22 protein-coding genes are annotated in these 25729 nt (G+C 73.3%); 5 read left to right on the forward strand and 17 right to left on the reverse strand.

Annotated features, from left to right (window positions below; genetic code table 11):
* The 5 genes from HNR07_RS13175 to HNR07_RS13195 are packed head-to-tail and all read right to left on the reverse strand — an operon-like array spanning window position 1 to window position 7199.
* Complete coding sequence (locus tag HNR07_RS13175; RefSeq protein ID WP_184365240.1) at window positions 1-789, reverse strand: hypothetical protein; 789 nt, start codon at window positions 787-789, stop codon at window positions 1-3.
* Complete coding sequence (locus HNR07_RS13180) at window positions 786-2633, reverse strand: RAMP superfamily CRISPR-associated protein (RefSeq protein ID WP_184365241.1); 1848 nt, start codon at window positions 2631-2633, stop codon at window positions 786-788. The genes HNR07_RS13175 and HNR07_RS13180 overlap by 4 nt, the downstream gene beginning before the upstream one ends.
* Window positions 2627-4711: a type III-B CRISPR module-associated Cmr3 family protein gene (locus HNR07_RS13185; protein WP_246420290.1), complete on the reverse strand. Its 2085-nt coding sequence runs from the start codon at window positions 4709-4711 to the stop codon at window positions 2627-2629. The genes HNR07_RS13180 and HNR07_RS13185 overlap by 7 nt, the downstream gene beginning before the upstream one ends.
* Window positions 4708-5385 carry a hypothetical protein gene (locus HNR07_RS13190; protein ID WP_184365243.1) on the reverse strand — a complete coding sequence of 226 codons (678 nt, stop codon included), beginning with the start codon at window positions 5383-5385 and terminating at the stop codon, window positions 4708-4710. Before HNR07_RS13190 ends, HNR07_RS13185 begins: the two co-directional genes overlap by 4 nt.
* Window positions 5382-7199: a hypothetical protein gene (locus HNR07_RS13195; protein WP_376769919.1), complete on the reverse strand. Its 1818-nt coding sequence runs from the start codon at window positions 7197-7199 to the stop codon at window positions 5382-5384. Before HNR07_RS13195 ends, HNR07_RS13190 begins: the two co-directional genes overlap by 4 nt.
* A 261-nt stretch (window positions 7200-7460) precedes the next feature.
* On the opposite strand from HNR07_RS13195, the gene HNR07_RS13200 reads away from it, so the two are divergent.
* Window positions 7461-7649, forward strand: a complete 189-nt coding sequence (locus tag HNR07_RS13200) for a hypothetical protein (protein ID WP_184365244.1) — start codon at window positions 7461-7463, stop codon at window positions 7647-7649.
* 224 nt (window positions 7650-7873) lie between these two features.
* Here the strand turns inward: HNR07_RS13200 and cas6 are convergent, their stop codons facing one another.
* Both cas6 and HNR07_RS13210 read right to left on the reverse strand, forming a co-directional pair.
* Window positions 7874-8821 (reverse strand): CRISPR system precrRNA processing endoribonuclease RAMP protein Cas6, encoded by a 948-nt coding sequence (cas6, locus tag HNR07_RS13205; RefSeq protein ID WP_184365245.1) that lies wholly within the window; start codon window positions 8819-8821, stop codon window positions 7874-7876.
* Window positions 8822-8937: 116 nt separating this feature from the next.
* Window positions 8938-9399: a DUF1697 domain-containing protein gene (locus tag HNR07_RS13210; RefSeq protein WP_312893783.1), complete on the reverse strand. Its 462-nt coding sequence runs from the start codon at window positions 9397-9399 to the stop codon at window positions 8938-8940.
* A gap of 304 nt (window positions 9400-9703) precedes the next feature.
* Here HNR07_RS13210 and HNR07_RS13215 point away from each other — a divergent pair, with 304 nt between their 5' ends.
* Window positions 9704-10762, forward strand: coding sequence for a hypothetical protein (locus tag HNR07_RS13215; protein ID WP_184365246.1), 1059 nt, complete (start codon window positions 9704-9706; stop codon window positions 10760-10762).
* 22 nt (window positions 10763-10784) lie between these two features.
* Here HNR07_RS13215 and HNR07_RS13220 read toward each other — a convergent pair whose 3' ends face one another.
* Both HNR07_RS13220 and HNR07_RS13225 read right to left on the reverse strand, forming a co-directional pair.
* A complete protein-coding gene (locus tag HNR07_RS13220) occupies window positions 10785-12539 on the reverse strand; it encodes a solute symporter family protein (protein ID WP_246420293.1) in 1755 nt (584 codons plus the stop codon).
* Window positions 12539-12976 (reverse strand): DUF485 domain-containing protein, encoded by a 438-nt coding sequence (locus HNR07_RS13225; RefSeq protein ID WP_184365247.1) that lies wholly within the window; start codon window positions 12974-12976, stop codon window positions 12539-12541. The genes HNR07_RS13220 and HNR07_RS13225 overlap by 1 nt, the downstream gene beginning before the upstream one ends.
* Window positions 12977-13527: 551 nt before the next feature.
* Here HNR07_RS13225 and HNR07_RS13230 point away from each other — a divergent pair.
* Complete coding sequence (locus tag HNR07_RS13230) at window positions 13528-13809, forward strand: hypothetical protein (protein ID WP_184365248.1); 282 nt, start codon at window positions 13528-13530, stop codon at window positions 13807-13809.
* A 142-nt stretch (window positions 13810-13951) separates the two neighbouring features.
* On the opposite strand, the gene HNR07_RS13235 is transcribed toward HNR07_RS13230, so the two are convergent.
* The 3 genes from HNR07_RS13235 to HNR07_RS13245 all read right to left on the reverse strand — a co-directional run bounded on the left by HNR07_RS13235 (window position 13952) and on the right by HNR07_RS13245 (window position 16596).
* Window positions 13952-15043 carry a GNAT family N-acetyltransferase gene (locus HNR07_RS13235; protein ID WP_184365249.1) on the reverse strand — a complete coding sequence of 364 codons (1092 nt, stop codon included), beginning with the start codon at window positions 15041-15043 and terminating at the stop codon, window positions 13952-13954.
* 178 nt (window positions 15044-15221) lie between these two features.
* Window positions 15222-15857, reverse strand: coding sequence for a CueP family metal-binding protein (locus HNR07_RS13240; protein WP_184365250.1), 636 nt, complete (start codon window positions 15855-15857; stop codon window positions 15222-15224).
* Between the two features lie 139 nt (window positions 15858-15996).
* Window positions 15997-16596 carry a TetR/AcrR family transcriptional regulator gene (locus HNR07_RS13245; protein WP_184365251.1) on the reverse strand — a complete coding sequence of 200 codons (600 nt, stop codon included), beginning with the start codon at window positions 16594-16596 and terminating at the stop codon, window positions 15997-15999.
* A 53-nt stretch (window positions 16597-16649) separates the two neighbouring features.
* Between HNR07_RS13245 and HNR07_RS13250 the strand changes: the two genes are divergently transcribed.
* The gene (locus HNR07_RS13250) at window positions 16650-17648 is read left to right on the forward strand and encodes a DUF2867 domain-containing protein (protein WP_246420296.1); all 999 of its coding nucleotides are present in this window, start codon (window positions 16650-16652) and stop codon (window positions 17646-17648) included.
* Window positions 17649-17718: 70 nt separating this feature from the next.
* Here the strand turns inward: HNR07_RS13250 and HNR07_RS13255 are convergent, their stop codons facing one another.
* Entirely contained in the window at window positions 17719-18549 is an 831-nt protein-coding gene (locus HNR07_RS13255; protein ID WP_184365253.1) for a universal stress protein, read from the reverse strand.
* 45 nt (window positions 18550-18594) lie between these two features.
* Here HNR07_RS13255 and HNR07_RS13260 point away from each other — a divergent pair, with 45 nt between their 5' ends.
* Complete coding sequence (locus HNR07_RS13260) at window positions 18595-20064, forward strand: potassium/proton antiporter (RefSeq protein WP_184365254.1); 1470 nt, start codon at window positions 18595-18597, stop codon at window positions 20062-20064.
* 69 nt (window positions 20065-20133) lie between these two features.
* On the opposite strand, the gene hutI is transcribed toward HNR07_RS13260, so the two are convergent.
* Genes hutI through hutU form a run of 4 tightly spaced genes read right to left on the reverse strand, consistent with a single transcriptional unit; the run spans window position 20134 to window position 25692 of the window.
* Window positions 20134-21369, reverse strand: coding sequence for an imidazolonepropionase (hutI, locus tag HNR07_RS13265; RefSeq protein WP_184365255.1), 1236 nt, complete (start codon window positions 21367-21369; stop codon window positions 20134-20136).
* Window positions 21366-22787 (reverse strand): formimidoylglutamate deiminase, encoded by a 1422-nt coding sequence (locus tag HNR07_RS13270; protein ID WP_184365256.1) that lies wholly within the window; start codon window positions 22785-22787, stop codon window positions 21366-21368. Before HNR07_RS13270 ends, hutI begins: the two co-directional genes overlap by 4 nt.
* Entirely contained in the window at window positions 22784-24022 is a 1239-nt protein-coding gene (locus tag HNR07_RS13275) for an allantoate amidohydrolase (protein WP_184365257.1), read from the reverse strand. The genes HNR07_RS13270 and HNR07_RS13275 overlap by 4 nt, the downstream gene beginning before the upstream one ends.
* Window positions 24019-25692, reverse strand: coding sequence for a urocanate hydratase (gene hutU / locus HNR07_RS13280; RefSeq protein WP_184365258.1), 1674 nt, complete (start codon window positions 25690-25692; stop codon window positions 24019-24021). The genes HNR07_RS13275 and hutU overlap by 4 nt, the downstream gene beginning before the upstream one ends.
* Window positions 25693-25729 lie beyond the last annotated feature (37 nt).

Raw genomic sequence — 25729 nt, forward strand, 5'->3', positions numbered from 1 at the left:
TCAGCGTTCCTCCTCCTGCCCCCGGCCGCGATCCCGGCCCCCGGGTTCTACCTGGTCACCGGTGCCGACGTCGAACTCCGGGCCGGTGGGCTTGGTCCCGGCGCGCAGCCCGGTGAGCCGGTGGAAGGCCACCCCCACCGCGCCCGTGAGGGGGTCGGCCGCCCAGTACTCCCGGACGGTCAGCCAGGTCCCGGTGCTCTCCAGCGCGCCCCGGCCCCGCTCCGGCAACGGCCGGAGCCGCCCGGAGAAGTCGGTCCAGGCCACCGGGAGCACCGCCTCGGCCCCTGACGGCTCCCTGGTCACGGATCGGGGCACGCCCCCCTCCAGGGTGCGGCTGTGGTCCGCCCCGGGCCACCCCTGCAGCAGGAACGACCGGTCGCGGGGGCGCAACCACTCCGGGACGTCGTGCCGCCCCTCGGCGCTGACCCACCCCGATGCCGCGCCCTCGCCCAGGCGGATCTGCGCGTGCGGACCGAACACCAGGACCTCCAGCACCCGCCACCGGTCGGTGCCGGGATCCAGTGAGGGCGCCGAGAGCTGCTCGGTGGGCGGGGTGTCCGAGCGGGACCAGCGCTCGCCCGGGCAAGCCCCGGTGATCCTCCCGTCCCCGAGCTCGGCCAGCAACCACTGGGGGCCGCCGGAGGTTCCCGGCGGCCCGGCCGCGTCGAGCGCACGACAGCGCCGGGCCCGGACGAACACGTCGTCGAGGACCTCGTCGATCATCGCCGCCGAGAGCCCTCTGACGTCCACTCCGACCGGAGTGGGAGGTTCATGGGAGTGCCGGTTCATGAAAACTCCCCGCCATCGGCTGGTCGGGGTGCGCGGATCCTGCGGTGCAGGGCGGGCAGCCAACCGCGTGCGACCTCGGCGTCGCGGCCGTGCGGGTTCGCGAGGGCGGCGATCAGGTCCACCTCCTGTGGTTCGGAGCCGTCTCCTTCGTGGCTGACCAGCACCGCGCGGGTGGCGACGAGTCTGCCGTTTCCGCTCCCCGAGCCCGCACCGAGTGCGTCCAGGGGGACCGTGGCCAGCTCGCGCACGACCAGGGCGAGCAGCCCTCGGACGGCGTCGTCGGGTTCGGTGACGTCGAAGACCACCTCAGCCGACCCGCCGCAGTGCAGGTCGGTGGTGAACAGGCGTCCGTCCACGGCGTCACCGAACAGTGCGTCCACGGTCAGGCGAGTGGTGGTCAGGGCCGCACCGCCGGTGAGGGCGGGGGTGGCGCGCAGGCGCACGCGGGAGGGGGCGGGCGGGGTGTCGGGGCGCTCGTCGCCCCCTCCGGTGTGTGACTGCGCACCCCACCAGTACGCGTGCCACTCCCGCCAGCCGGCCTCCTCCCCCGCCAGGTGTTCGGCCGCGTCGCGGACGAGCCGACCGCCGATCCTCTTGAACAGGGCGAACAGTGCGGTGTCACCCAGGACCGGACGCAGCTCCACCGCCCGATTCCCGATCTCGGAGCCGGTACCGGTGACGACCGGGCGTCGCCGGTGAGCGCGGTCGACCTCGGCCAGTCGATCGTCCGCGGGGGTGTCGCCGATCATCAGCAGCCCCGGTCGCAGTTCCCCGGAGCGGGGTGGCCGCCCCGCGGGAAGGGGCTCAGGGCGCTCGGCCACGTGCAACCGCATGCGCAGTTCGGCCCGACGCCGACGGTCCACGCCCACGGCCCGGGCCGCCAGACGGGCCGCGGCAGCGGCCCGGCCGTTCTCCCGCAGCAGGACGTCCAGGAGCCCGGCCAGCTCCGCACCGGACCGATACCTCGGGAAGGCGCTCATTGGGGTCTGGTCCTGCGAGGCCCCGCTCCCGGAGGTCCGTCCCTGGTCGGGCCGAACCCCAACCGGGAGCTCTCTGCTGGACGCGCATCGGCGGAGAGGGCGCTCGGTGGGCTGCTCGTCGGGGGTGGCGAGGGCCGCCAGCCCTTCCTGCCAACGGGTGGACCAGTCGCTCGCGTGGTAGGCGAACCAGCCGTGTTCGTCGGTGAGGTCGTGGCGGCGTGCGACCCAGCGGACGGCCCGGACCGCCCCGTGGCCCCGGCCCGAACGGGCGCCGATCCGGATGCCCGGGCCGTCGTCGCCCAGCCCTCGGGCGGCCAGGGCCAGCAGGGTGAGCAGATGGGCCTCCTCGGCCGGTGCGGTGACACGCAGTCGCAGGTGGGCGTTGAAGACCGTGCCCGGCGGCAGGACCTCCCATTGCCACATCCGGCCGGGGAACACGCTGCCGGTGGCCGGGTCCACCCGGGTTCCCACGCGAACCGTGACACCGGCCTCCTCCGGCAGGGTGGCGTGGGAGTCGTCGATGTCCAGGGGGCTGGGCAGCGTCGTGAGAGCGCTCTCCCCGGTGGGTTCCCCCGCGTCACTGGAGCCCAGCAGCGCGGCGGCGCCGACGGGGTCGGCGGTGCGCGCGAGCAGTTCGTGGCGGAGCAGGCCCGCGAGGGTGGTGGCGCGCAGCCGGGGCACCCCGGTGCGCGGATCACGGTCCAGGTGCAGGTCCACGTCGCTCTCGGCGGCGTGCCGGGGGGTGGCCCGAGCCGCACCGACGTGGGTGTCGGTGAGCAGGAGAAGCCGGACGGCGAACTCCCAGACCGCTCCGGCCGGTCCGGGGCCGTGCGCGCGCTCGGGGCCGGGGCCGGTGTTCAGCACTGCGCGTCTCCGGCCCGGTCCGGTTCGGCACGCAGGACTCGCGCGGCCTCGGCAAGCCAGGAGGAGACCAGCAGCAGACACAGCCGGGCCGAGGCGCGGCGCTCCCACTGTTGCGCGCCGGCTGAGAGAGCGCTCTCCCGGGCGGTCGAGGGCAGACCGTCGGGCGAGGCCAGGTCCACGGCGGCCAGCGCCTGGGCGTAGGCCGGGTCCTGTGCGAACCGGGGGCGGTTCCGCTGCCACCAGGCGACGGCGGCGGCCCCGCCCGAGAGCCCGCTCAGCCAGGTGTGAACCGCGACCGGACGCTGCTCCCCCGGGTGGACCAGCCGGGCCCGTTCCAGTACCCGCACCGCCCGCTCCCGCAGGATTTTGTGGGCGGTACGGCCATCCTCGCCGTTGAGGGTGTCCCCGAGAGCGGTCAACGCCTCGTCAGCGGTGCGGTCGGGGTGGGACACCACCTCGCGCAACCGCCCCAGGAGGCTGGGCGTGAGCGGGGCGAGGGTGTGCACCGAGGCCTGGGCGAGGGCCCGGGCGTGGTCCCGGACCCGCTGGGCGGCGGCGTTCCACAGGAGTTCGTCGTAGAGGGTGCCCAGCTCGGAATCTGGTTCGGGGGTCAGCGGTGCGGGGGCGGGCAGCACCCGTCCGTCGGGCAGGGTGACGGTGCCCTCGCTGCGCGCGCTGATCGGTTCCGAGGTCGGTGGGAGCGGTTCGGGGTGGGGCGGCGGCGGGTCGGCCAGGGTGAACTGGCCGTACCCGTCCACGAGGCGCTCGCCCAGCGGATGGGCCTCCAGGTCGCGGACCAGGGCGGTGGTCAGCTCCCGTTCCACGCGCAACCGCACCACCGAGCCGGGGGCGGCGGCCCACCGCTGGGCCATCGGGCCCCGGTAGGCGCGGTGGTAGGCGCCGACCAGTACCGGTTCCACGTGGGCGGCCACCACCGCCACCGCGGTGCCGGGCAACCGCCGGGCCAGGAGTTCGCGTACCGCGGGGACCAACGCGTGCGGGCGGCCCTGGCCCTGTTCGCCCACCAGCAGCGCGGGCGAGAGAAGCAGGAGGTCGACCTCCTCCCCCGCCCGCAGGGAGCGGTCCGCCCCCGGCCGCTCCACCCGGTCCGGGGACAGTAGCCGGTCCGGGCGGAGCGGCCCCACCGTCACCCCGCCGTGGGCCCGGGTGCCGCCGCCCCCGAGGGTGAGGCTGCCCTCGGCGTCGGTCAGGACGGTGACGATCCGCTCGGCGAGGTCGCGCAGGAAGGCGTGGTCGGGGCCGCGCAACTGCCACCGGGCCTCGAAGACCTGTCCCGGGTCCAGGCTCGTGGTGAAGAAGGGCACGCCCTGGCCCGCCTCCCCGGTTCGGGAGCGTCCGAGATAACGCTCGGCGGTGGTGCGCACGGCCGCCCGCAGTGACCGGTCCGGGGTGAGCGGATCGCGAACCGCCCGGTAGGGGACGCCCGGCCGGTCCGCTCCGGGGGCGAACACGTCCACGAGGGTGTCCCCGTCCTTGCCCGGGGTGTACAGGTGGGCGGGCGGCGGGTGGGCGACCACCTGCGCCCCGTCCCAGGCGTGCTGTTCGAGCCGGGGGTGGGCCGGAGCGAAGCGTACGTGCTCGCCCCTGGCCACCCATGCGGTGAGCTCCTTCTCCAGCCCGGCCCGTCGCAGGGCCGCCGCGAGCATGCCGCGCTGTGCGCGCCCGCTCACCGTGGTCTCGGAGTCCACCCGCAGGGGGTCGAAGGACGTACGCACCGCCAGGGAGTCGGTGAGCACATAGCGCAGGGGGAGGTAGGCGCTCACGGGACCGGACGGCGGGCGCTGTTCGGGAGTTGCGTGCTCTTGCGGGTCCGGGGACCGAGGGAGGTGGGCGGGTTGGTCGGGGTGCACGGACCGGGTCAGCTCCGAGAGACGAAGGGGGTGCGGGTGGTGGGAGGGGCTGGAGGGATTCCAGTGACGGACGGGAGCGAAGGGCCGGACAGGGTCCGCCGGCAGGCCGGGGAGCGGGGAGCAGGCGGGCCTCGTGGTGTGGGTCGGGTCCAGGTGCTCGGCGGGGGTGGAGGTTGGACCGGGGGGCAGGGATCGGGTGGGGGTCATGGTGGTGGGGCCTCCCCTGCCCGGGCCGGGGGTGCGGCCAGGGCCAGGGTGGTGGCGAGGGGGTTCGGGTCGTCGGGGAGGGCCAGGTGCACGTCCACGCGGCCGCGGCCCCGGCTGGCCTTCCGGCCGATCTGATCGGTGGCCAGACAGGCCCGGGCCAGGCAGCGCCAGTGCTCTTCCTCCGGCGGAACCGCCCAGGTCAGGGGGGCGATCAGGATTAGTCCGGGCAGGAGCACCCGGTTGGTGCGCAGCCGTCCCGGTTCGGGTGCACCGTGCGGGCCGACCTCGATCCCCGATTCCAGGGTGGTGTGCGCGTCGGTGACCGCCCGGCGCAGGGTGGAACGGATGGGCTCGGCGCGGCCAGCCAGCGCGTGGGCGACGGCGGCGCGCACCTCGTCGCCGGTGACCGCGTGGCCCGTCCTCAGGATGCGGTCAGCACCGTGGGAGCGGCTCCGGCCGAATACCCGGTCCACCGCCTCGGCCAGGTCCGGGGCGACCCGGAGAGCGCTGAGCGCGCCCGTGCGCAGTCGGGCGGCGAGCCGGTGGCGGGGCAGGTAGGGCAGCCCGTGCTCGTCGGTGACCACGTCGGTGTCGGCTCCCGTGCCGTCCGCGCTGGCCCCGACGAACAGCGCGGGAGAGGCCAGACGCACCACGATCCGGTCCGGATCGGTCATCGCGGCCCACCCCCGGCGGGCAGGCGGGGGTCGAGTGCCGCGGACAGCCCCGGATCCACGTGCAGGTCCATCACCCCGACCGCGTCGAGCAGTTCACCGGGGGTCCACCCCTCGGGCAGCGCCACGGGGTTCCCGGTCACGTGAGCGCGGCGGGCCAGTTCCGGGGCGGGGTCCGCACCGGACTCCAGCAGGGGGACCAGCGCCGAGACCAGCCAGCCCCGGTGGCGGGTGTCGCCGTCCGCGACCAGACCGCCGTGCGCGGACAGGTAGCGGTCCAGGAAACCGGCGAAGGCGGTGCCGGTCATCGGCAGTGCGGTGCGCGGGCGCTCGGCCCGTAGGGCGAGCTCGAAGCGGCGCACGACCCGGTCGACCCCGTCGAAGCGGGTCGTCCAGGCCACGACGTGCTCCTGGGCGGCGGTCGGGTCGGTGGCGGCCGAGGCCAGCCGTCGTGCCTTGGCCAGGCGGCACATGGCCTCGCACAGGTCGTACCCGAGGGAGAGCGGGGCGCCCACCGGTTGCACCGCGATCCCCGCACCGACCGTGGGCACGCACGTGGTGTGGCGGCGACCGTCGGCGGCGGCCACGGTGCGGCCCGGGACTCGGGCGCGGGCCAGAGCGCGGTGCAGGGCCACCCTGGGGTCAACGGGGTCCCCGATCGCCTCCGGGTCGGCGTCCAGCCACTCCAGGGCGTACCGCACCATGCTCAGCGCCAGCCGGGCGTCGCACAGCAGGGTGAGGTCGTCCCCGGCCACCACGATCGGCCGCACCGGCAAGCGGATCGGGCCGGGTGGTTCGTGGTCCAGGGTCAGGGGTCCGCCCGCACCGGCGCCCGGGACAGTGGGGGCTCGGCCCGGCTCCGCCCGGACGGTGGCGGCCACCGCGCGCACCAGGGCCCGGGCCAGTCCTTCGGTGAGGCCGGCGATCCGGGTGGAGAGCGCTCTCTGGGCCAGGGCACCGGAACCGGGCACCGCCGGGTCGCCGGCGCGCTCGCGGTACTCGCCCAGGATCGTGCCCAGGCCGTTGACGTCCAGGTGCACCACCGCGACCCGGCTCACCTCGCCGTGATCGCGGCCGAGCCGGTCCACCTCCATCGGCAGAGCGAGTTCGGAGCCGTCGGCGGAGTCCGCCCCCGCGAGCCAGGCGTCGCTGTGCGCGCGGTGCCAGCGGCGGCCGATCCCCCGGGCCCGGGCGACGTCGGCGGCCACCCGCTCGTGCACGCGCCCCCGGTCGCCCAGGGGCCTGCTGCTGTCCACGGACTCGGCCGGAGCGCCGCTGACCGAGCACACGGCCGTGATCCCGTAACCGTGCGCCGGGGTGTGCAGCGCGGACATGTGGCGGCGGGCGCGGCGCAGCCGGACCGGGAGTTGGGCCAGCGCGGTGTCGAGGTCGGGCAGCGCCGGCTCCCCCGGGACCGGGACGGCTCCCGGTCCGTAGGGGACGTGGGCGACCACCGGGATGAGGTCCCCCGCCCGGTCGCGGAGCCTGCGCGTGTAGCGTCCGGTGAAGTCCCGGGCCACCGCCGGATCGGCCACGACCAGGGTCAGGGCCCCGCCCGCGTCCCGCAGCACCAGGCTGTCCGGGGGAACCAGGTCGGCCACCCCGTGGACGGGGTCGGAGGTGTCGGTGAGCTCGGCGACCAGGGCGGCACGGCCCACGGCGTCCAGGATGCGGCGGCCGCTGTAGACGTAGGCCTGGATCCCGCGCAGGTCCACGCCGACGAGCACCCCGCTGGCCGGTGGGGAGGCAGCATGGTCGGGGGCGAGCGGGACTGGGGTGCGGGGTTCGGTCGGTCGGTGCTCGGGGGCCTGGGTCACCGCGACGGACTCCTCATGGCCGGGGGACGGCGGGGACGGCGCGGGAGCGCCGAACGGGAAGCGGGTGTCCTGCTGACCTCTCTCGGACGGTGACGCCGTCAGCACCACCGATACCAGCTGTCACGGTCCCCCGTCATCTTGTTGGCCCCTTCCGGTCACTCGTTTCCCTGTGGGCGCGCGACCGCCCGTGTCTGTCCGAGAGAGCTCAGTGCACGGACCGTCCCCGTCCGGAGCAGCGCCCAGAGCAAGGAAAGGCCCTCCATGGCGACCCCGCACAGTCACGACCAGCTCTCCCGATCCGCGCGCGAGCGCCCCTCCGCCAGTAAGCGAACCGGTCCCGCGCTGACCCCGGAGGATCTCGTCCCGCACCTGCTCGGCCTGGCTCGCTCCCTGCGGCAGGGCGACGGGCGCACGCCCCCGGGTCCGATGCCCCACGAGGGCAGCGCCTGATCCGCTCGGCCTGAGCAACCGTACAGGCCGAGACCGCCCCGGTTCCTGGCAGGCCGCCAGCGTGGTTCCCGCCTACGGCACGGCGTCCCGCAGAGCGGACCAGAACAAGGAAGTGGCTCCCACCCCGTCCACCGGGTGGGAGCCATGGAGGCGGCCGAACGGCCGTCAGGGTGGGGCACCGGTCCCCGCCCGCCGTCCTCGGGTGGGAACCGGCGGTCTGTGGGTCAGTCGAACAACGGGCCCCCGAACTCCTCGGCCTCGGCGACCGCGTGCGCCCGGCTGTCGGCCGCCCGGGGCGGGTTGGGCCGCACCCGGCGCGTGGCCCGGCCCGAACGCGGGGCGGGGACCTGGGCGGCGAGCCGGCTCTGGGTGACCGTGTCCACCCGCACCGACCCGAACCCCTGGGCGGTGTACTTGCCGACACCGGCTAGTTCCAGGAGCTCCAGCAGGGCCGCGAAGGTTTCGGTGCCGCGGTGTCCACCGCCAGCCACCTCCAGACGCAGCCCGCCGCGCCAGCCCAGGACGGTCCGGCTCTCCGCGTGGTGGTGTTCGGCCAGCCGTACCTCCTGTCCCGGCAGGGTCGAGCGCCGCACCTGGGCCAGGCCGGTCAGCGCCTCCTCGAGCCAGGAGGCGGCCAGGGCGGGCGGTGCGAACCTGGCCACCGCGCCCACCGCGCCGCTGCCGCCGACGATCTCGCCGCCGGACCGGTGCACGGCGCCGAAGAGGCGCCGGGGGGTGGGCCAGATGTGCGGGACCCGCTCGCCGGTGGCGTCCCTCGTGGTCATCACCACGGGGGTCTGGGTCCGCACCTCGGCGGCGCGTACGACGGCGGGACCGCGCGGCGCGGTGAGCATTTCGGTGTAGGAGGAGTCGAAGGTCCGCGTGGCCGAGAGGGGTTCGAGGACGTGGTCGCCGACCCGCTGGGCGGAGCCGACCAGTTCCCCCGGGTCCAGGGGCGCCGGATTCTCGTCGTCCAACCAGGTGAGCGTCCAGTGGTGCAGCCGATCGCCCAGGGGGCGGAGCCAGCCGTTCATCGCCCAGCGTTTGGCGGCGGCGTGCTCGGACGCGGGCTGAGGCCACCAACGGTTGAGCAGCCCGTGACAGTCCTCGGGCCGGACCGGCCGCGCCGTGTCCGCCTGGTCCCGCAGGATCACGGTCCACCGTCTGGGCACCGCACACCACCCCTTCACGTGGTCATGACGGCGATGGTTCCCGCCGTACTCGGTTCACCGATGACTTCTCTCGGACAGTCCCGCACAACCGGGCTCCCGCAGGCCCTCGGCGACGATCACGCGCCGCCGACCGTCCCCGGTCGCTCGCGGGCGCCGTCCCCGGGGACGCTCGTGCGGCCTCGGGAGCCTCCGGCCATCTCCAGCGGAGGCAGTACCGTACGCCAGTCGCGCGCGGTGATCTCCCCCGGGCGGTGTCGTCCGACCACGGCGGGCAGTAGCGCCTCGTGCGCGCCGCGCTCGTGGTGGGTGGACACCTCCGTGGGCGTGAGGGCGATGCGCTCACCGGGGTAGGCGGCCGGGTCGATCGAGGTCAGACCGGCGGTGTCCACGGGTTCGGAGCAGAACAGCACCATGAACACGGAGGGGCCGGCCGCGTCCAGGGGATTGGCGGCGACCGTCGCACGGAACCGCTCCAGGGTGCTCACCAGCACGGGAGCGTCGAAGCCGAACCGCGTATGGACCGCCTCGCGCACGGCCGCTCCCACCGCCTCGGGGGCGGGCTCGTCCGCGGTGACCACCGCGCTGCCGCTCTGGAGTAGGTGAACACGTCGGTGTACCCGAGCCCGGCCAGCAGGGTTCTGAGATCTGCCATGGGCGGTTTCCGGTGCCCCCGGCATTGATCCCGCGCAGCAGCACGATGTGTCCGGTCATACTGTCCATGGTGCCCGAAGGCCACGACACTCGGCCGCGCCACGACACTCGACAGCGCCGCGGCCGAGGCGGGGCGCCCCCGCTGCCGGTGTCTTCCGGTCGCTTGTCCCTCCGTGCGCGCAGGGACCACAATGGCCTGGCCACACTGACCCACGTCGAAGCGGAGGGGACATGCCCCGCCTGAGCCACACCCTGGACCTGGCCCCGGTGGACCGGGGGGACGTCGCCCGGGCGGTGTCCGCGGTGCACGAGGTCCTGCGTAGTGCGCGCTTCGACGACACGGGCGAGCTGATCCTGCCCTCCGAGCAGGAGTCGGAGCGCCTGGAACGGCAGGCCGAGGAACTCGGGATCGTCCCCGCCGAGGCCGAGCGCGAGGAGCGCGAGCGCCGGAACCGGGCCCGGCTGGCCGACCTGCCGGATCCGGAACAGCCCGCCGGAGCCCCGGACGGTGACACCGAACGGGAGCTCTGGGAGCAGGACCGCTCGGACGAGGCCGCGGTGCGCGAGGCGACCCTCACGCTGCGGCTGCTCTCCGGGGAGCACCTGGCCCCCGGCAGCACCTATCTGGCGACCGAGGTCGACGCCGACGGCAGACCCCTCTTCGACGAGGGCGGCGAGGGCTGGCTGGGCACCGACCTGACCGTGACCGCGTGGGAGGAATCCGGTGTGTGTTCGGTGGACTTCAGCATGCGCGAGGACGCCACCTCGGCCGAGGACGGCGCCCCGCCGGTGACCATCGGCAGTGTGGTCCACGACCGCGCGGAGGAGACCCTCACCGTCCGCGCCGACATGCGCTTTCCGATGGAGAGCGCGATGGCGCGCTGGGGTTCGAGCCTGCTGCGCGCCCGGATCACCGCACGGGTGGAGCTGCGCGGCTGGTTCGCGGCGGCCGCCGGAGGTGCGACCGCTCCCCCGGTGACCCTGGAGGTGGAGCACCGGCTGGTCCGGGCGCACGGGTATGTGGTGCCCGCCCCGGGCCCGAACGGGCTCTGGTCGGTCTCCGGCGACCTGAGTGTGCGCGGCCGCGGACTGGCCCGGCCGCTGGTGGCGGCGGTCTTCTGGGCGCTGGTGCGCTCCGTCCGCCGGGCCGGCAGCCCCTCCGTCGCGGAACACTCCGCGGAGTTCGTCCGAGGCTGGGACGACCTCGCCCGCGCCCTGCCCGAGCTGCCCGGCTTCCTCGGCGAGGTGGCCGAGTCCCTGGCGACGGCCCGGCCGCGCAACCGCGGCTGACCCCCTCCCCGGGCACCGCCGGTCAGTCGCGGTCAGCGCCCCAGCCGGTGAGGGAGCGCACCCGGAGTTCGGTGAAACGGGCGCTGTTGCGTTCCGGGGAGAGCAGGCTGCCGATGACCGCGCAGGCGAAGCCGACGGGCACCGCGACCAGCGCCGGGTTCTCCATGGGGAAGAACTGGATGTCGATCCAGGCGGGCAGCATGGACAGGTTCTCCCCGGTGACCGGGTCGGTCTTGCCGGACATCACCGGGGAGAACAGCATCAGCAGCAGGGTCGTTGACAGCCCGCCGTAGATCCCCCACTCCACGCCCTTGGTGTTGAAGCGGCGCCAGAACATGGTCAGGACGATGACCGGCAGGTTGGCCGCGGCCGCGATGGCGAAGGCCAGCCCGACCAGGAAGGCGACGTTCTGGGCCTGGGCCTGCACGGCCAGGGCGATGGAGATCGCGCCGATCACACAGGCGGAGAAGCGGGCCACGCTCACCTCCTGGGACTCGCGCGGGCGCCCCCACATGAGGATGTGGCCGAACAGGTCGTGCGCGATCGAGGACGACGAGGCCAGGGTGAGGCTGGCGATCACCGCGAGGATGGTGGCCAGGGCCACCGCCGAGATCAGGGCGAGCAGGACCGCGGCGCCCACCGGGCCCGCGGTCAGTCGGCCCAGTTCCTCGGCGAGCATCGGGACGGCGGAGTTGCCCGAGGGGTCCAGGGACATGATGCGTTCGGAGCCCACGATCGCGGCGGCCCCGAACCCCAGGGCGAGGGTCATCAGGTAGAAGGCGCCGACCATGACGATGGTGCGGTTGACCGAGGAGCGGGCGGCGCGGCCGTCGGTCACGGTGTAGAAGCGGATGAGGATGTGCGGCAGGGCCACGGTGCCCAGGACCAGTGCCAGACCGAGGCTGATCAGGTCCATCTTGTTGAAGAAGGTCTGCGCCGCCTCGCCGGGCACCTCGACGCCGAAGCGCAGCCCGGGTTCGAGGAAGGCCTGCCCGTGTCCGCTGGCCTCGGCCGCGCCGCTGAGCAGGGCTCGCGGGTCGAAGGAGTAGAGGGCCAGCACCATGACGGTGAGCAGTCCGGTGGCGCTGAGCAGCACCACGGCCTTGATGATCTGCAGCCAGGTGGCGGCCTTCATCCCGCCGTACATGACGTAGACGATCATCAGCACGCCCACCAGCACGATGGCGCCGGTGCGGGCCTGGCCCGCGCTCAGCCCCAGGAAGGTGCCGCCGTCGTGCAGGCCGAGCAGGACGGAGACCAGCGCGCCCGCGCCCACCATCTGGGCGACCAGGTAGAACACGCACACGGTGACCGTGGAGACGGTGCAGGCCAGCCGGACGCGCATCCGGCGCATGCGGAAGGCGGGCAGGTCGGCCATGGTGAAGCGGCCGGTGTTGCGCATCAGCTGGGCCATGGGCAGTACCAGCAGCCAGGCCACCAGGAAGCCGATGGAGTACAGGAAGCCGTCGTAGCCCTGGAGGGCGATCATCCCGGCGATGCCGAGGAAGGAGGCGGCGGACAGGTAGTCGCCGGTCAGGGCGAGGCCGTTCTGGGTGCTGGAGAAGCCCCGACCGCCCGCGTAGAAGTCGACGGCGCCCTTGGTGGTGCGCCGGGCGCGGATGGTGACGGCCAGGGTGACCAGGACGAACAGGGCGCACAGGCCGACGGTCCAGGCGTGCGCGACGCCGAACTGACCGCCGAGCGCGCTGCCCAGGTCGGGGGCGGCGCTCTCCAGAAGACGGGTGGCGCTGCCCGGATCGAGGGTGCCGGTGTCCATCAGCCGATCACCCGTCCGCTGATCGTGTCCTCGCCGCGGGCGCGGTCACGGATCTCCTCGGCCAGCGGATCGATGGAGTGGGCGGAGAAACGGCCGAAGGCCCAGGCGAGCGCGAAGGTGAGCAGGAACTGTCCGATTCCCATGAGCAGGGCGACGTTGACGGAGTCGACGATCTGCACGCTCATGAAATCGCGCGCGTAGGCGGAAAGGAGGAGATAGGACATGTAGCTGGTCAGGAAGGCACCGACCAGAACCCCCGCCTGGAGTGCGAATCTCCTTCGTAGTTTCACAAAACGCGGGTCGACGGACACGCGTTCACAGGCATGCGCCATATCCGCCTCGGCCCGCATGCGGGCCGACCTCCCGCCAGCCGGTCGCGGCGATTCCCCCGCTCCGTCACCACGCCTTCTGGACGTGCCTTCCATGTACTCGACCACGGCCATCCCCCCGAACACGGCAAAGTCCCTCCCCGCGCGAGCGGGGCCCTTGTCTGTGACGCCCAATCCGCCCCCCACGGACTGCGGCCTTTCCCCGGCGCGCGCCGCCAAGGGCGCGTCGGCCGGTTTCCCGGGGCGATTCGTCACCGTCGCGGGACGCCCCTCTCCCCGGGGTGGGCATCACACTAACGACACTCCGAGCGCCGCGTTCACCAAATGCACAAATCGGCTGGCACAAATACGGTGAGTGAGAATAAGAAAAGGGACGAAGGGCATTGCCGAACCACAGCCCGGACCAAATACCCACGTCCGCCCCGCCCTGGAGAAGGCCGAACGGCGACCGGGATCACAGTGCGCGCCCGGAACGGACCGCCTGGTCATCCCGGCCACACGCGCCGTGGGACGGCGCAGCGACCCCTCCGACTTCGCTAGGCTTCGGGGCGACCCCGACCCATCACGGAAACCGGGCTCAACACCCGTTTCCGTGTTCGTACATGTGTATGATTACGGGGTCCGCACAGTTCACGCGATACCGAAGGGAAATCCCCGCCGTGGTCACCGAGGTCTTCACGCGCAAGTACTGCGATCCCCACGCTGTTCGCGAGGAGAAGGTCGAGGCGACTGAGGTCATCCAGTTCGCCTGGGAAGGCGCTGTCCGCGAGGTCGACGCCTGCGAGGAGTGCTTCAAGGAGCACGAGACCCGTTACGAGCCCCTCGTCGACTACTCGCGTCCGGTGAAGAAGCGCCGCGTCACCAAGAAGGCCGCGCCCGCCGCCGAGAAGACCGAGAAGCCCGAGAGCTCCGACTCCGCCGCGGACAGCGAGGAAGGCTAGGGTTCCAGCCGCGTGGCCCGTCAGGGCCGTGCGAGAACGACCTCATCGCGTCAACCGCGAAGCGGGGGTCGGCGACACCCCCAGTGGCCGCCGACCCCCGCGCTCGTGTCCGCCCCGGGTGATTCCCCTCAGGCGGTTCCGGTCACGCCGAGCCCATCAGGCGCGCGACCTGGCCGCCCTTGCGGCTCTCCTCGCCGAGTCCGCCCTGAAGCGCCGCGGCGACCGGCAGCCGGGCGTGTACGTACACACCCTCCTGGGTCTGCACCGAAGCACCCAGGCGGCGCATGATCCGCAACATCCCGGTGTTGGCGAGCGTGGTCTCGGCCCGCACCTCGGCCAGCCCCCAGTCACCGGCGATGACCGTGAGCGCGCGGGTCAGGGCGGTGCCCACCCCGCTCCCCTGCCAGGAGTCCTCGACGAGGAAGGCGATCTCGCCCACCCCGGGGTCCAGCGTGTACATCAGGTGCCCCAGGGCGATCGGCTCCTCCTGGCCCTGCGGGCGCACCGCGATGGTCAGGCCGCGTTCGGCGTCGCAGAACACCCGGAGCATGCGCGGGCCCAGCTCGCTGATCCCCGCGAAGTAGCGGTTGCGCAGGGTGCCGGGTGAACAGCGGCGGTGCAGCTCGCTCAGGGCCGGCGCGTCCGTCTCGCGGACCTGGCGCAGGGAGAGCGGCGTGCCGTCCGCCGTGCGGATGACGCGGTCGGTGGGCACCGGACCGGTGGAGGGCATCACCGAGCGCACCAGTGCGTCGGCCCGGCTCGACTCGGTCCAGGTGAAGGGGTGCGAGGCCCGAGTGACCAGGACCCCGCGCAGGGGTCCGACCGGTACCAGCATCGAGGTGCCCCGGCCCATGTCCTCGGCGTCCTCGGCGGTGAGGTTGGTCCAGCGGGCGTCGTCGGCGAGCAGCAGCTCGGCAAGGGCCTCGGGGAGCCGGTTCGGGTGGGAGCGCAGCCGCGCGGTGAGCAGCAGGGCCCGGGTGACCTCGTCGCCGACCTCGCGCCGCCCGGCGGCGACCGCCGTCACGGTACCGGTCGGGCACTGTTCGGTGAGTGCGCGGACGGCGGCGCCGTGGTTGCCGGGGATGTCCACGACGAACTCGTCCACCACCCCGGAGACGTCGGTGTGGATGGCCAGTCCCACGATGTTCCCGCCGTGTTCGGCGAGGGTGCCGACGACCCCCGCGAGCCCGCCGGGGCGGTCCTCGACCGCGGTACGGATACGCCACAGGCTCATGGGCCAAACCTCCTGGTGGAGAAGGTGCTCCCCCGCCGCGTCACGACGCTGTGGCCGCGACGGGGACGCGCACCGACGTGCTTCCACTGTGGTGGCCCGAGGTTTCGCGGAGGTTAGGTCGCGGTTGAGTTCGGTGTGCCGTCCGAGGACGTCGTGTAACACCGGGTGTCGCTGGCGCTCAGCTGAGTTCCAGCGTGGTCAGGCAGGTGGGGTCGTCCTCGCCCGTGGAGACCCGTGCGGTGCCGGACCGGCCTTCGTGCTCGACGGTGACGGTGGCGTGGACGCCTCTGGGCAGCCAGTACCCGACGAACCCGTTGTCGAAGGTGGTCCCCTCCTCCTCCACCAGCACGGTGCCGTCGGAGTCGTCGGTGACGGTCACGGAGACGGCCTCGCCGCGCAGCTCACCCAGACAGGAGGTCAGGTTGTGGAAGAAGCAGTCGTGCGTGTGACCCACGTACGGCGCCATCGACAGGTAGAAGAGGTCCTCGGGCAGGCCGAGTTCAATCTCCTCCCCTTCCGGCCCGTCGGCGAGGACGAGGACGTCGGAGCGCACGGAGGCGACGAGGTCGGTGGGGCGTTCGTCCACCGGCAGCAGGTCCAGGCGGTCCACGATCTCCTCGGCGGTCAGGCCGTCGAGGCCGTGCTCGGCCAGCAGCTCCGCACCCGGACCGGACTCCGGTGCCGCTTCACCGCCCGCCTCACCCGCTGTCCCGTTGCCCGTCTCGTCCGGGAGAGCGCTCTGTTCCTCTGAGCCGGCGCACGCTGTGAGCACGAGTGCCGTGGCGGCGAGCCCGGCCATTGCCGTGTACCTCATGACTGTTTCCCATCCGATTCTCGGCGTCGACCGGCGCCAGACTACGCCCGGCGGTCGGCGTCCGGCTACGCCCGGAACGGATGCGAACCGAAGGCCACCGCGGGAGACGGCCTCGGCCCCGGCCTCGCCACCCGGACGGCTAACCGTCCGCGATCCCCTGGGGGGTGACGGACTGGTCGAGGACGAAGTCGAGGTAGGCCGAAGCACCCGCGCCACCGGGCAGTACCCCGGGGGTCGCGTGGACCAGCTGCATGTACCCGAGCCAGGCGGTGAAGGCGAGCAGGGCCTGGTGCCGCGACCGCTCGGGGGAGGCGCCCAGTTCCTCGTACAGGGAGGCTACATAGGAGACCCGGTGTTCGGTGATGCGAGCGACGGCGGGGGCTACAAGCGGGTGCGAGGCGGTGGCGAGCAGGGCGACCTCGATCCGGTTCTCCGCTGCGCTGGCGGCCCAGACGGTCACGTCCCTGAACAGCCTCCGAAGCTTGGCGTGCGCGTCCGGTTCGGCCTCCACGTATGCGACCACGGCCTCGGTGTGCTCGCGCTCCCACAGATCCAGCGCCGCCGCGATCAATGCGTCGCGGTTGGCGAAGTGCCAGTAGAAGCTGCCCTTGGTCGCGCCCAGGCGGGCAGCGATCGGCTCGACAGCGACGGCGCTCAGACCGCCCTCGCTGATCGCTGCCATGGCCGCGCGGGCCCAGTCCTCGGCGGTGAGTCGCTTGCGGGTCTTTTCGTCGGCCATAGCCATACGGTACCGTACGGAAAAGCACCATACGGCACCGTATGGTGAACTCGATGGAGGTCCACGTGGCACTCGTCCACAACACTCATGAACGGGTCGTTTCCGCACCCCCCGAGACATTGGGCGATCTGACGGCCGCACTCGGCGGCGACCGGGACCGGCTGTGGCCGAACCCGGAGTGGATGCCGCTGCGATTGGACCGGCCGCTGTCGGTCGGCGCCGACGGCGGGCACGGGCCGATCCGCTACCGGGTGAGCGAGTACGAGCCCGGCCGCCGGGTGCGGTTCGAGTTCGGCCAGCGGACGGGGCTCGGCGGCTTCCACGAGTTCACCATCGAGCCACGCCCCGACGGCTCCTCGATGCTGCGCCACCGCATCGAGGCGAGCCCGCGCGGAAGCACACTCCTGATGTGGCCGCTGGTGATCCGCCCGATCCACGACGCCCTGATCGAGGACCTGTTCGACAACGCCGAACACGCCGCGACCGGGCAGCGTCCACCGGCCCGCCGCTGGTCACCGTGGGTACGCCTGCTCCGCCGCGTGGCACGCCAGCGAGCCCGGGCCTGCCCGGTACCGGAAGCGGCGCGGCTCGCCCGCACGGCCTTCGAGAAGACGGACCACGCAGGAGCCTTCTCCTTGGGCCTGCGCCCGGGCATCAGCACCGACCCCCAGGAATGGGCGGACGCGGTCTTCCGCGACCCGCCCCGCTGGGTGATGGCGCTGCTCCTGCTGCGCGAGTCGCTGGTGGGTCTGGTCGGCATCGAACGCGGGGGCCGGTCCGCCTTCGACACGGTCGCGTCCCGCCCCGGCGAGGTACTTCTGGGCACCGACTCCGGCCACCTGGACTTTCGGGCCTCGGTCCTGGTCGAGGAAGATTCCGGCAGCGTCACCCTGAGCACGGTGGTGCGCCTGAACAACCGGCGCGGTCGGCTGTACTGGGCGGTGGTCCGCCGACTGCACCCCTTCGTGATCCGCGCCATGCTGCGGCGCGCCGCAGACCGGTTGGCCGAACGGGACCGGGCGGCGCGCGTCGGCGCCCGGACTCAGGGCTGACCGGCGACCAGGGCAACGGGGCGTCTCAGGGCCGGCCACCGGAGCCGGGGCTGTGGTCGCTGGCGACCGGTCAGGGAACGCGGGTCAGGAGCAGTGGGACCGGGCTGGCCTCCAGCACCTTGGAGCTGACACTGCCCAGCACGATCCGGGGCAGACCCACCCGGGCGTGGCTGGCAAGTACCGCCAGTGAACCGGGGCGCTGCGCGAAGAGCTCGATGAGTCTCTCAGCGGGATCCGCCCCGGTGGTCACCGTGGCACGGGCCGCCAGGCCGTTCTCCTCCAGGCGCACGGCCTCGTCCGGGATCCGTGCGGCTGTGCCGTCGTCCGCGCCCCCGCCGAGGACGTGCACGAGTTCTAGCTCCAATTTGAGCTGTCGGGCCCAGCTCTCGGCGGCGGCGAGCGTCACTTCGTCACGGTGACCGCCATCACAGCAGACCACGGCGCGCTCGAAGAGACCCTCGGCCTCGCCCGGCAGGTACCGCGGCCCCACCATCACCACCGGTGCCTCGGCGTAGCGCAGCACGTGCTCGGTCACACTCCCCGCGACCAGCCGTGAGAACCGGTCCCGGTTGTGCGTGGCCATGCACACCACGGTGCCCGGGTGCTCGGCGACCGCATTCACGATCACGTCACCGGCCCAACCTGCGCCCACCACGGCGACCTCGACGTGTTCGTAGGACAGACCGGCAGCGGTTTCGTCGATGTCCTGGGCCCACTTACCGTGTACGGGGTCATGCACGGTCATGAGTTCGACCGGAATCTGCAGGGAGCGGGCGATCCGCAGCGCGGGTTCGATCGCACGGGCGGCCTCTTGGGAGCCGTCCAGCGGGACGAGCAGCTGGCGGATGGTCGACGGCTGCGCCGCCGTACCGTGTCCGCGCCACTGGAATCCCCTCAGCACCGATAAGCTCCCCATAAACCATCACATACCCGACAACGGGGGACGATGAGCGTTCAACTACCTGCCGACGGTTGGATCCTGGCAGTAGGCGCCCTGCTGATAGCAGCCATCGTAGCGGCCGGGTTCGCCAGCCGGATCAGGCTGCCGGGTCTGCTGCTCTTTCTCGCACTGGGCATGCTGATCGCCGACGACGGACTCGCTCTGGTCAGCGTCGAGGACCCCGGACTGGCCCAGGTCGCAGGCTCCGTGGCCCTGCTCATCATCCTGTTCGAGGGCGGCCTGACCACCAAACCGGGCGACATCCGGCGCGCGGCCGCGCCAGGGTTCCTGTTGGCCACGTTCGCCGTACTCATCACCGCCGGCCTCGTGGGCTGGGGCACTTACCTGCTGCTGGACGTCGAACCGCTCACCGCCTTGCTGATCGGCGCGGTCGTGGCCTCCACCGACGCCGCGGCCGTCTTCGCGATGCTGCGCCGCGCCCCCTTGCCCCGTCGGCTGGCATCACTGCTGGAGGTGGAGTCTGGTGCCAACGACCCCATCGCCATCATGCTCACGATCGGGCTCCTGGCCACTTGGCAGGGTGCCCCCACACCCGCTGACTGGACGGTGTTCGCCCTCCTACAGCTGGGTGGGGGCATCGCGGTGGGCGCTCTGGCCGGCCTCGCCGGAAGCTGGTTGCTGACCCGCGTCAACCTGGGTCCCGCCGGGGTCTATCCGGTGCTCGCGCTGGGGGTGGCAGGGCTCTCCTACGGGTCGGCAGCGATGCTGGGAGCGTCCGGTTTCCTGGCCGTCTACGTCACCGGCCTGATCGTCGGCGCCAGGGCACCCCTGCACCGCCGCGGTATCCGCAGCTTCCACGAAGGGCTGTCCAACACCGCCGAGGTCGGGCTGTTCCTCATGCTGGGGATGCTGGTCTTCCCCTCCCAGCTGCCCTCCGTCGCCGTGCCCGCGCTCGCGGTCTCCTTGATCCTCATCCTCGTGGCCAGGCCCGTATCCGTCCTCCTGTGCCTGGTGTGGTTCGGCTACGACTGGCGGGAACTGGTCTTCATCAGCTGGGTGGGGCTGCGCGGCGCGGTGCCGATCGTGCTGGCCACCTTCCCGTTCGTGGCCGGCTACCCCGATGGCGCACTCATCTTCAACGTGGTCTTCTTCGTGGTCCTGGTATCGGCCGCGGTGCAGGGGATGAGCATCCAGACGGCGGCGCGCTGGCTCGGGCTGACCCGGGGTGAGGAGCACACGCTCTCGCCCGTGGCCACGGACGTTCCGCTCAGTGACGTCAACACCGAACTGGTCGAGGTCCGGGCGACGCCGGGTCTGTACATCGTCGGCCGACGGCTGGAGAAGCTGGATCCCCCGCACGGTCTGGTGACCACGATCGTGCGGGGCTCACATGTGCTCCTGCCGACCCCCCGCACCAGGATCAGGGAAGGTGACCTGATCATCGTGGCGATGCCGAGGCGTCCGGACGCGAACAAACTGGTCACCGCCTGGGCCAAGGGCGAAACCCACACCTGAGGATCCGGTAACGCCCCCGCGGGTCGGCTTCCCTGCGGGCCGGGACGCCGGCCCCGGGGACACCGCAGCTCAGGGGCGCCCGGCCACCATTTCACCGTCCTTCCACACCGCCGCCACCTGGGGCACACCGGGACGGTAGGCCAGGTAGAGGTGGTTGGGCGCGTCCAGAAGCGTGAGGTCGGCACGGGCGCCCGGGGCCAGGTGGCCCACGTCGGTGCGGCGCAGCGCCAGGGCCCCGCCCCTGGTGGCCGCCCACACGGCCTCGTCCGGGGTCAGCCCCATGTCGCGCACGCCCACCGCGATGCAGAAGGCCAGGCTGGACGTGAAGCACGAACCAGGGTTGCAGTCACTGGCCAGGGCGACGATCGCGCCGGCGTCCACGAGGGCGCGCGCGTTCGGGTAGGGCTGTCGGGTGGAGAAGTCCACCCCGGGCAGCAGCGTGGCGACCGTGGGTTCGGGCCGCTTGGCGGCCTGGGCGAGGGCGTCGACGTCCTCGCCGGTCAGGTAGGTGCAGTGGTCGACCGAGGCCGCTTCCAGCTCCACCGCCAACCGGACCCCGGGCCCCTCGCCCAGCTGGTTGCCGTGCACGCGGGGCAGCAGGCCGCGCTCGATCCCGGCGGCGAGTACCCGGCGCGAGTCCTCCTCGTCGAAGGCGCCGCGCTCGCAGAACACGTCCACCCAGCGGGCGTGCGGGGCGCAGGCGTCCAGCATCGGCCCGGTGACCAGGTCCACGTAGCCGCCGGGGTCGTCGGCGTACTCGGGGGCGACCACGTGCGCGCCCAGGAAGGTGACCTCGTCGGTGACCCGGGCGGCGATCTCCAGGGAGCGGCGTTCGTCCTCGACGGTGAGCCCGTACCCGGACTTGACCTCCAGGGTGGTGGTGCCCTGGGCGCGGGCCTCGCGGACGAAGCGGCGGGCGCCGTCGAGGAGTTCGGCCTCGGTGGCGGCGCGGGTGGCGGCCACGGTGGTGCGGATGCCGCCCGCGGAGTAGGGCTGTCCGCTCATCCGGGCGGCGAACTCGCGGCTGCGGTCACCGGCGAAGACGATGTGCGAGTGGCTGTCCACGAAACCGGGCAGCACGCAGCGTCCGGCCGCGTCCACCCGGGCGTCGGCGGCGGGCGCCTGCGCGCGGGGACCGGCCCAGGCCACCCGACCTCCCTCGATCACCAGGGCGGCGTCGCTGATCTCCCCCAGCTGCCCCTCCCCCAGCGCGGGGTCGTTGGTGACCAGGGTGCCGATCGCGTCGACGAGGATCGTGCCGGGCGTCCCGGGAACGGCTTCGGTCTCGGTCCTGTGGTCGGTCACAGCAGCTCCTTGATGGCGGCGTCGAGTTCGCGGGCGGTGTCGGGCAGACGGACGTGCACGCCGTCGCGGACGGTCCACCGCCCGTCCACCATCACGTGGCGCACGTCGGCGGCGGTGGCCGCGAAGACCACGGCGTCGGTGGCGCGTTCGGGGTCGGCCCCGGCCAGGCGCACGCTGTCCAGGGGGACGTTGACCAGGTCGGCGCGGGCCCCGGGCAGCAGGGTTCCGGCGTCGTGCCAGCCGAGCCCGGTGTGCCCGGCCGCGGTGGCGGCGCGCAGCAGGGCCCCGCTGCCCAGGGTGCCCCGGCGGTGGGTGCGCAGTCGCTCGTGCAGTTCCACCGCGCGGGCCTCCTCGAACAGGTCCAGCTGGGCGTGCTGGTCGGTGCCCAGGCTCAGCGGGACCCGGTGCGGGGCGGCCACGAGGTCGCCGGTGCGCGGCAGGCCGTCGGCGAGGTCGCGCTCGGTGGTCGGGCACAGGCACACGGCGGACCCGTGCGCGCGGACGGTGTCCACGTCGGCGTCGGTGAGGTGGGTGGCGTGCACCAGGGTGGTGCGTTCGGTGAGCGCCCCGGCCTCGGCCAGTACCCGCACCGGGGTGAGCCCGTGGGCGGCCAGGCAGGCGGCGTTCTCGGCGGGCTGCTCGGAGACGTGCACGTGCAGGGGCAGTTCGCCCTGGTCGGCGAACCTCGCCACCTCGGACAGGTCGGTCCTGGGAACCGCGCGCACCGAGTGGGCGGCGACACCGACCCTCGCGTGCGCCCCGCTCGGGGTGAAAGCGCTGACCCGCTCGGCCCACGCCCCGACGGTGTCGTCGCCGAAACGCAGCTGGGGTCCGGTGAGCGGCAGGTGGGAACCGCGCTCGTCGAGCCCGCCGGACAGGTAGCACACGTCCAGCAGGGTGATGCGGATCCCGGCGTCGGCGGCGGCCGCGACCAGGGCCTCACTCATGGCGTTGGGGTCGCTGTAGCGGTGGCCTCCGGGACCGTGGTGCAGGTAGTGGAACTCGCCCACGCAGGCCGCCCCGGCCAGGGCCATCTCGGCGTAGGCGGCCCGGGCCAGGCGGTGGTAGGAGTCCGGGTCCAGGAGTTCGGCGGCCCGGTACATCACCTCGCGCCAGGTCCAGAAGGACCCGCCGCCCCCGTGACCGCCGACGCCGTGCCCCGCCCCGGTGCGGCCGTCCCCGCTGTGGGTGCGGCCGCGCAGCGCCCGGTGGAAGGCGTGCGAGTGGGCGTTGGCCAGACCGGGCAGGGTGAGCCCGGGCAGGCGTTCGGCGTCGGCCGGGGGCTCGCCCTGACTGACCGAGGCCAGACGTCCGGCGCGGTCGACCTCGAGGAGCACCCCGGCTTCGGGGGCCTCTCCGCCGAGCCAGGCCCACTCGCACCAGTACCGGCGGGATCCGGGCGACGGTTGCGTGTTCAATAGGTCCCTCCCGGAACGGCGAGCAGGTCCTGGAGGACGTCGGCCAGGGCGAGGACCCCGGCGTGGCTGTCCTCGGGCCGGGCCCACTCCTGCGGCGAGTGCGAGACCCCGGTGGGGTTGCGCACGTACAGCATCGCCGTGGGCACGTGCGCCGAGAGCACCCCGGCGTCGTGTCCGGCACCGGTGGGCAGGACCGGGACCGGCCCGGCGGACTCGGCGGCGCGGGTGCCCACGATCGCGGCCAGGCGGTCGCGCAGGTCGTGCGAGAACTCCACCAGCGGCGTAGTGGACTCGGCCGCCATGGTGTGGGTGACCCCGTGGTCGCGGGCGGCCCGCTCGGCGGCCTCGCACACACCCTCCACCACCGAGGCCAGGGTGGCCTCGTCGGCGGCCCGCGCGTCCAGCCAGGCGCTGACCAGCGAGGGAATGGCGTTGGTGCCGTTGGGGGTGATCAGGCTCTTGGCCACGGTCGCCCGGGCGTCGTGTTTCTCGGCCAGGGCGCGAGCGGCCAGGATCGTGTGCGCGAACGGCAGCATGGGGTCGTTGCGGTCCTGCACACGGGTCGTGCCCGCGTGGTCGGCCCGACCGGTGAAGTCCATCCGCCAGCGCCCGTGCGGCCAGATCGCGCTGGCCACGCCGACGGGATGGTCGGTGTCCTCCAGAGCCCGGCCCTGTTCCACGTGCAGTTCGACGAAGACGTCCAGCCAGCCGAGGAGTTCGGGGTCGGGGCCGATCCGGTCGGGGTCCAGCCCGGCCTGCTCCATGGCCCGTTCCCAGGTGGCCCCGGCGGCGTCGGTGAGGCCGCGGGCGCGGGCGGGGTCGATCTCCCCCGTGGTCAGGCGGCTGCCCAGGCAGGGCACACCGAAGCGGCCACCCTCCTCCTCCACGAACACGCCCAGGACCAGCGGCCGCGCCGGCGTGAACCCGCGCGAGCGGAGCTCGTCCACGGCGGCCAGGGCGCTGGCCACACCGAGGGGGCCGTCGAAGGCCCCGCCGTCGGGCACCGAGTCCAGGTGCGAGCCGGTGGCCACGGCGCCGGGGCCGGGCGTGCCCCACCACGCCCACAGGTTGCCGTTGCGGTCGGTGCGCACCTCCAGGCCGCGGGCGGCGGCCGCCTCGGTGAACCAGGCGCGGGCGTCGGTGTCGGCGCCCGCCCAGGTGTACCGGTGGTAGCCACCGCTGTCGGCGGAGCGCCCGACGGGGGCCAGGTCGGCCCAGAGCCGGTCGAAGCTCACTCGCCCTCCTTCATGGGCACCCGGATGCCGTGGGCGTCGGCGACCCGCTCGGCGTCCTCGTACCCGGCGTCCACGTGGCGGATGACGCCCATGGCAGGGTCGTTGGTGAGCACCCGCCGCAACTTGGCGGCGGCCAGCTCGGTGCCGTCGGCGACGCTGACCTGACCGGCGTGGATGGAGCGGCCCATACCCACGCCGCCGCCGTGGTGGATGGACACCCAGGAGGCGCCGGAGGCGGTGTTGACCAGCGCGTTGAGCAGCGGCCAGTCGGCGATGGCGTCCGAGCCGTCCTTCATGCCCTCGGTCTCGCGGTAGGGCGAGGCGACCGAACCGGTGTCCAGGTGGTCGCGGCCGATGGCCAGCGGAGCGGAGATCTCGCCGGAGGCCACCAGCTCGTTGAACCTCTGACCGGCGGCGGCGCGCTCGCCCTGGCCCAGCCAGCAGATACGGGCGGGCAGGCCCTGGAAGGCGACCCGCTCCTGCGCCATGCGAATCCACTTGGTCAGGTGGTCGTTCTCGGGGAACAGGTCGAGGACGGCCTGGTCGGTGCGGGCGATGTCGGCCGGGTCACCGGACAGCGCCGCCCAGCGGAACGGGCCCTTGCCCTCGCAGAACAGGGGGCGGATGTAGGCGGGCACGAAGCCGGGGAAGTCGAAGGCGCGGGTGAACCCGCCCTCGCGGGCCTCGTCGCGGATGGAGTTGCCGTAGTCGAAGACCTCGGCGCCCGCGTCCAGGAAGCCGACCATGGCCTCCACGTGCGCGGCCATGGACTCACGGGCCCGGACGGTGAACTCCTCGGGCTTGGCCGCGGCCAGGTCCTTCCAGTCCTCGAAGGCCACGCCCGCCGGCAGGTAGGCGAGCGGGTCGTGGGCCGAGGTCTGGTCGGTGACGATGTCGATCGGCGCGCCGCGGGAGAGGAGTTCGGGGAAGACCTCGGCGGCGTTGCCCAGGAGACCGATGGACAGCGGGCGGCGCTCGTCGCGGGCGCGCACGGCCAGTTCCAGGGCCTCGTCCAGGTTGCGGGCGCGCACGTCCAGGTAGCGGTGCTCGATGCGGCGGTCGATCCGGCTGCCGTCGCACTCCACCACGATCGCGACGCCGTCGTTCATGGTGACGGCCAGCGGCTGGGCGCCGCCCATGCCGCCGAGCCCGGCGGTCAGGGTGATGGTCCCGGCCAGGGTTGCCCCACTGTGCTTCTTCGAACCCAGCTTCGCGGCCACGGCGGCGAAGGTCTCGTAGGTGCCCTGGAGGATGCCCTGGGTGCCGATGTAGATCCACGAACCGGCGGTCATCTGCCCGTACATGGTCAGGCCCTCGGCCTCCAGGCGGCGGAATTCGGGCCAGTTGGCCCAGTCCCCCACCAGGTTGCTGTTGGCCAGCAGCACGCGGGGCGCCCACTCGTGGGTGCGCATGATGCCCACCGGGCGGCCGGACTGCACCAGGAGGGTCTCGTCGCCCTCCAGGTCGCGCAGGGAGGCGGTGATCCGGTCGAAGCTGCGCCAGTCGCGGGCGGCCTTGCCGGTACCGCCGTAGACCACCAGGTCCTCGGGGTGCTCGGCGACCTCGGGGTCGAGGTTGTTGTGGAACATGCGCAGGGCCGCCTCCTGCTGCCAGCCCTTGGCCGACAGGGTGAGGCCGCGGGCGGCGCGGACGGTGCGTGGGTTGCTCATCGTGGTCTCCTTCGACAGCGGAGGGGGCGGGGCTGGT

The sequence above is a fragment of the Nocardiopsis metallicus genome, assembly GCF_014201115.1.
Lineage (GTDB): Bacteria > Actinomycetota > Actinomycetes > Streptosporangiales > Streptosporangiaceae > Nocardiopsis > Nocardiopsis metallicus.

Coding starts and splice junctions, on each gene's coding strand:
- HNR07_RS13215 (WP_184365246.1), top strand. CDS start 9,704: ATGCCCCGCCTGAGCCACACCCTGGACCTGGCCCCGGTGGACCGGGGG.
- HNR07_RS13200 (WP_184365244.1), top strand. CDS start 7,461: ATGGCGACCCCGCACAGTCACGACCAGCTCTCCCGATCCGCGCGCGAG.
- HNR07_RS13245 (WP_184365251.1), bottom strand. CDS start 16,596: ATGGCCGACGAAAAGACCCGCAAGCGACTCACCGCCGAGGACTGGGCC.
- HNR07_RS13250 (WP_246420296.1), top strand. CDS start 16,650: ATGGAGGTCCACGTGGCACTCGTCCACAACACTCATGAACGGGTCGTT.
- HNR07_RS13175 (WP_184365240.1), bottom strand. CDS start 789: ATGAACCGGCACTCCCATGAACCTCCCACTCCGGTCGGAGTGGACGTC.
- HNR07_RS13190 (WP_184365243.1), bottom strand. CDS start 5,385: ATGACCGATCCGGACCGGATCGTGGTGCGTCTGGCCTCTCCCGCGCTG.
- HNR07_RS13220 (WP_246420293.1), bottom strand. CDS start 12,539: ATGGACACCGGCACCCTCGATCCGGGCAGCGCCACCCGTCTTCTGGAG.
- hutU (WP_184365258.1), bottom strand. CDS start 25,692: ATGAGCAACCCACGCACCGTCCGCGCCGCCCGCGGCCTCACCCTGTCG.
- HNR07_RS13185 (WP_246420290.1), bottom strand. CDS start 4,711: ATGACCCCCACCCGATCCCTGCCCCCCGGTCCAACCTCCACCCCCGCC.
- HNR07_RS13235 (WP_184365249.1), bottom strand. CDS start 15,043: ATGAGCCTGTGGCGTATCCGTACCGCGGTCGAGGACCGCCCCGGCGGG.
- HNR07_RS13240 (WP_184365250.1), bottom strand. CDS start 15,857: ATGAGGTACACGGCAATGGCCGGGCTCGCCGCCACGGCACTCGTGCTC.
- HNR07_RS13260 (WP_184365254.1), top strand. CDS start 18,595: ATGAGCGTTCAACTACCTGCCGACGGTTGGATCCTGGCAGTAGGCGCC.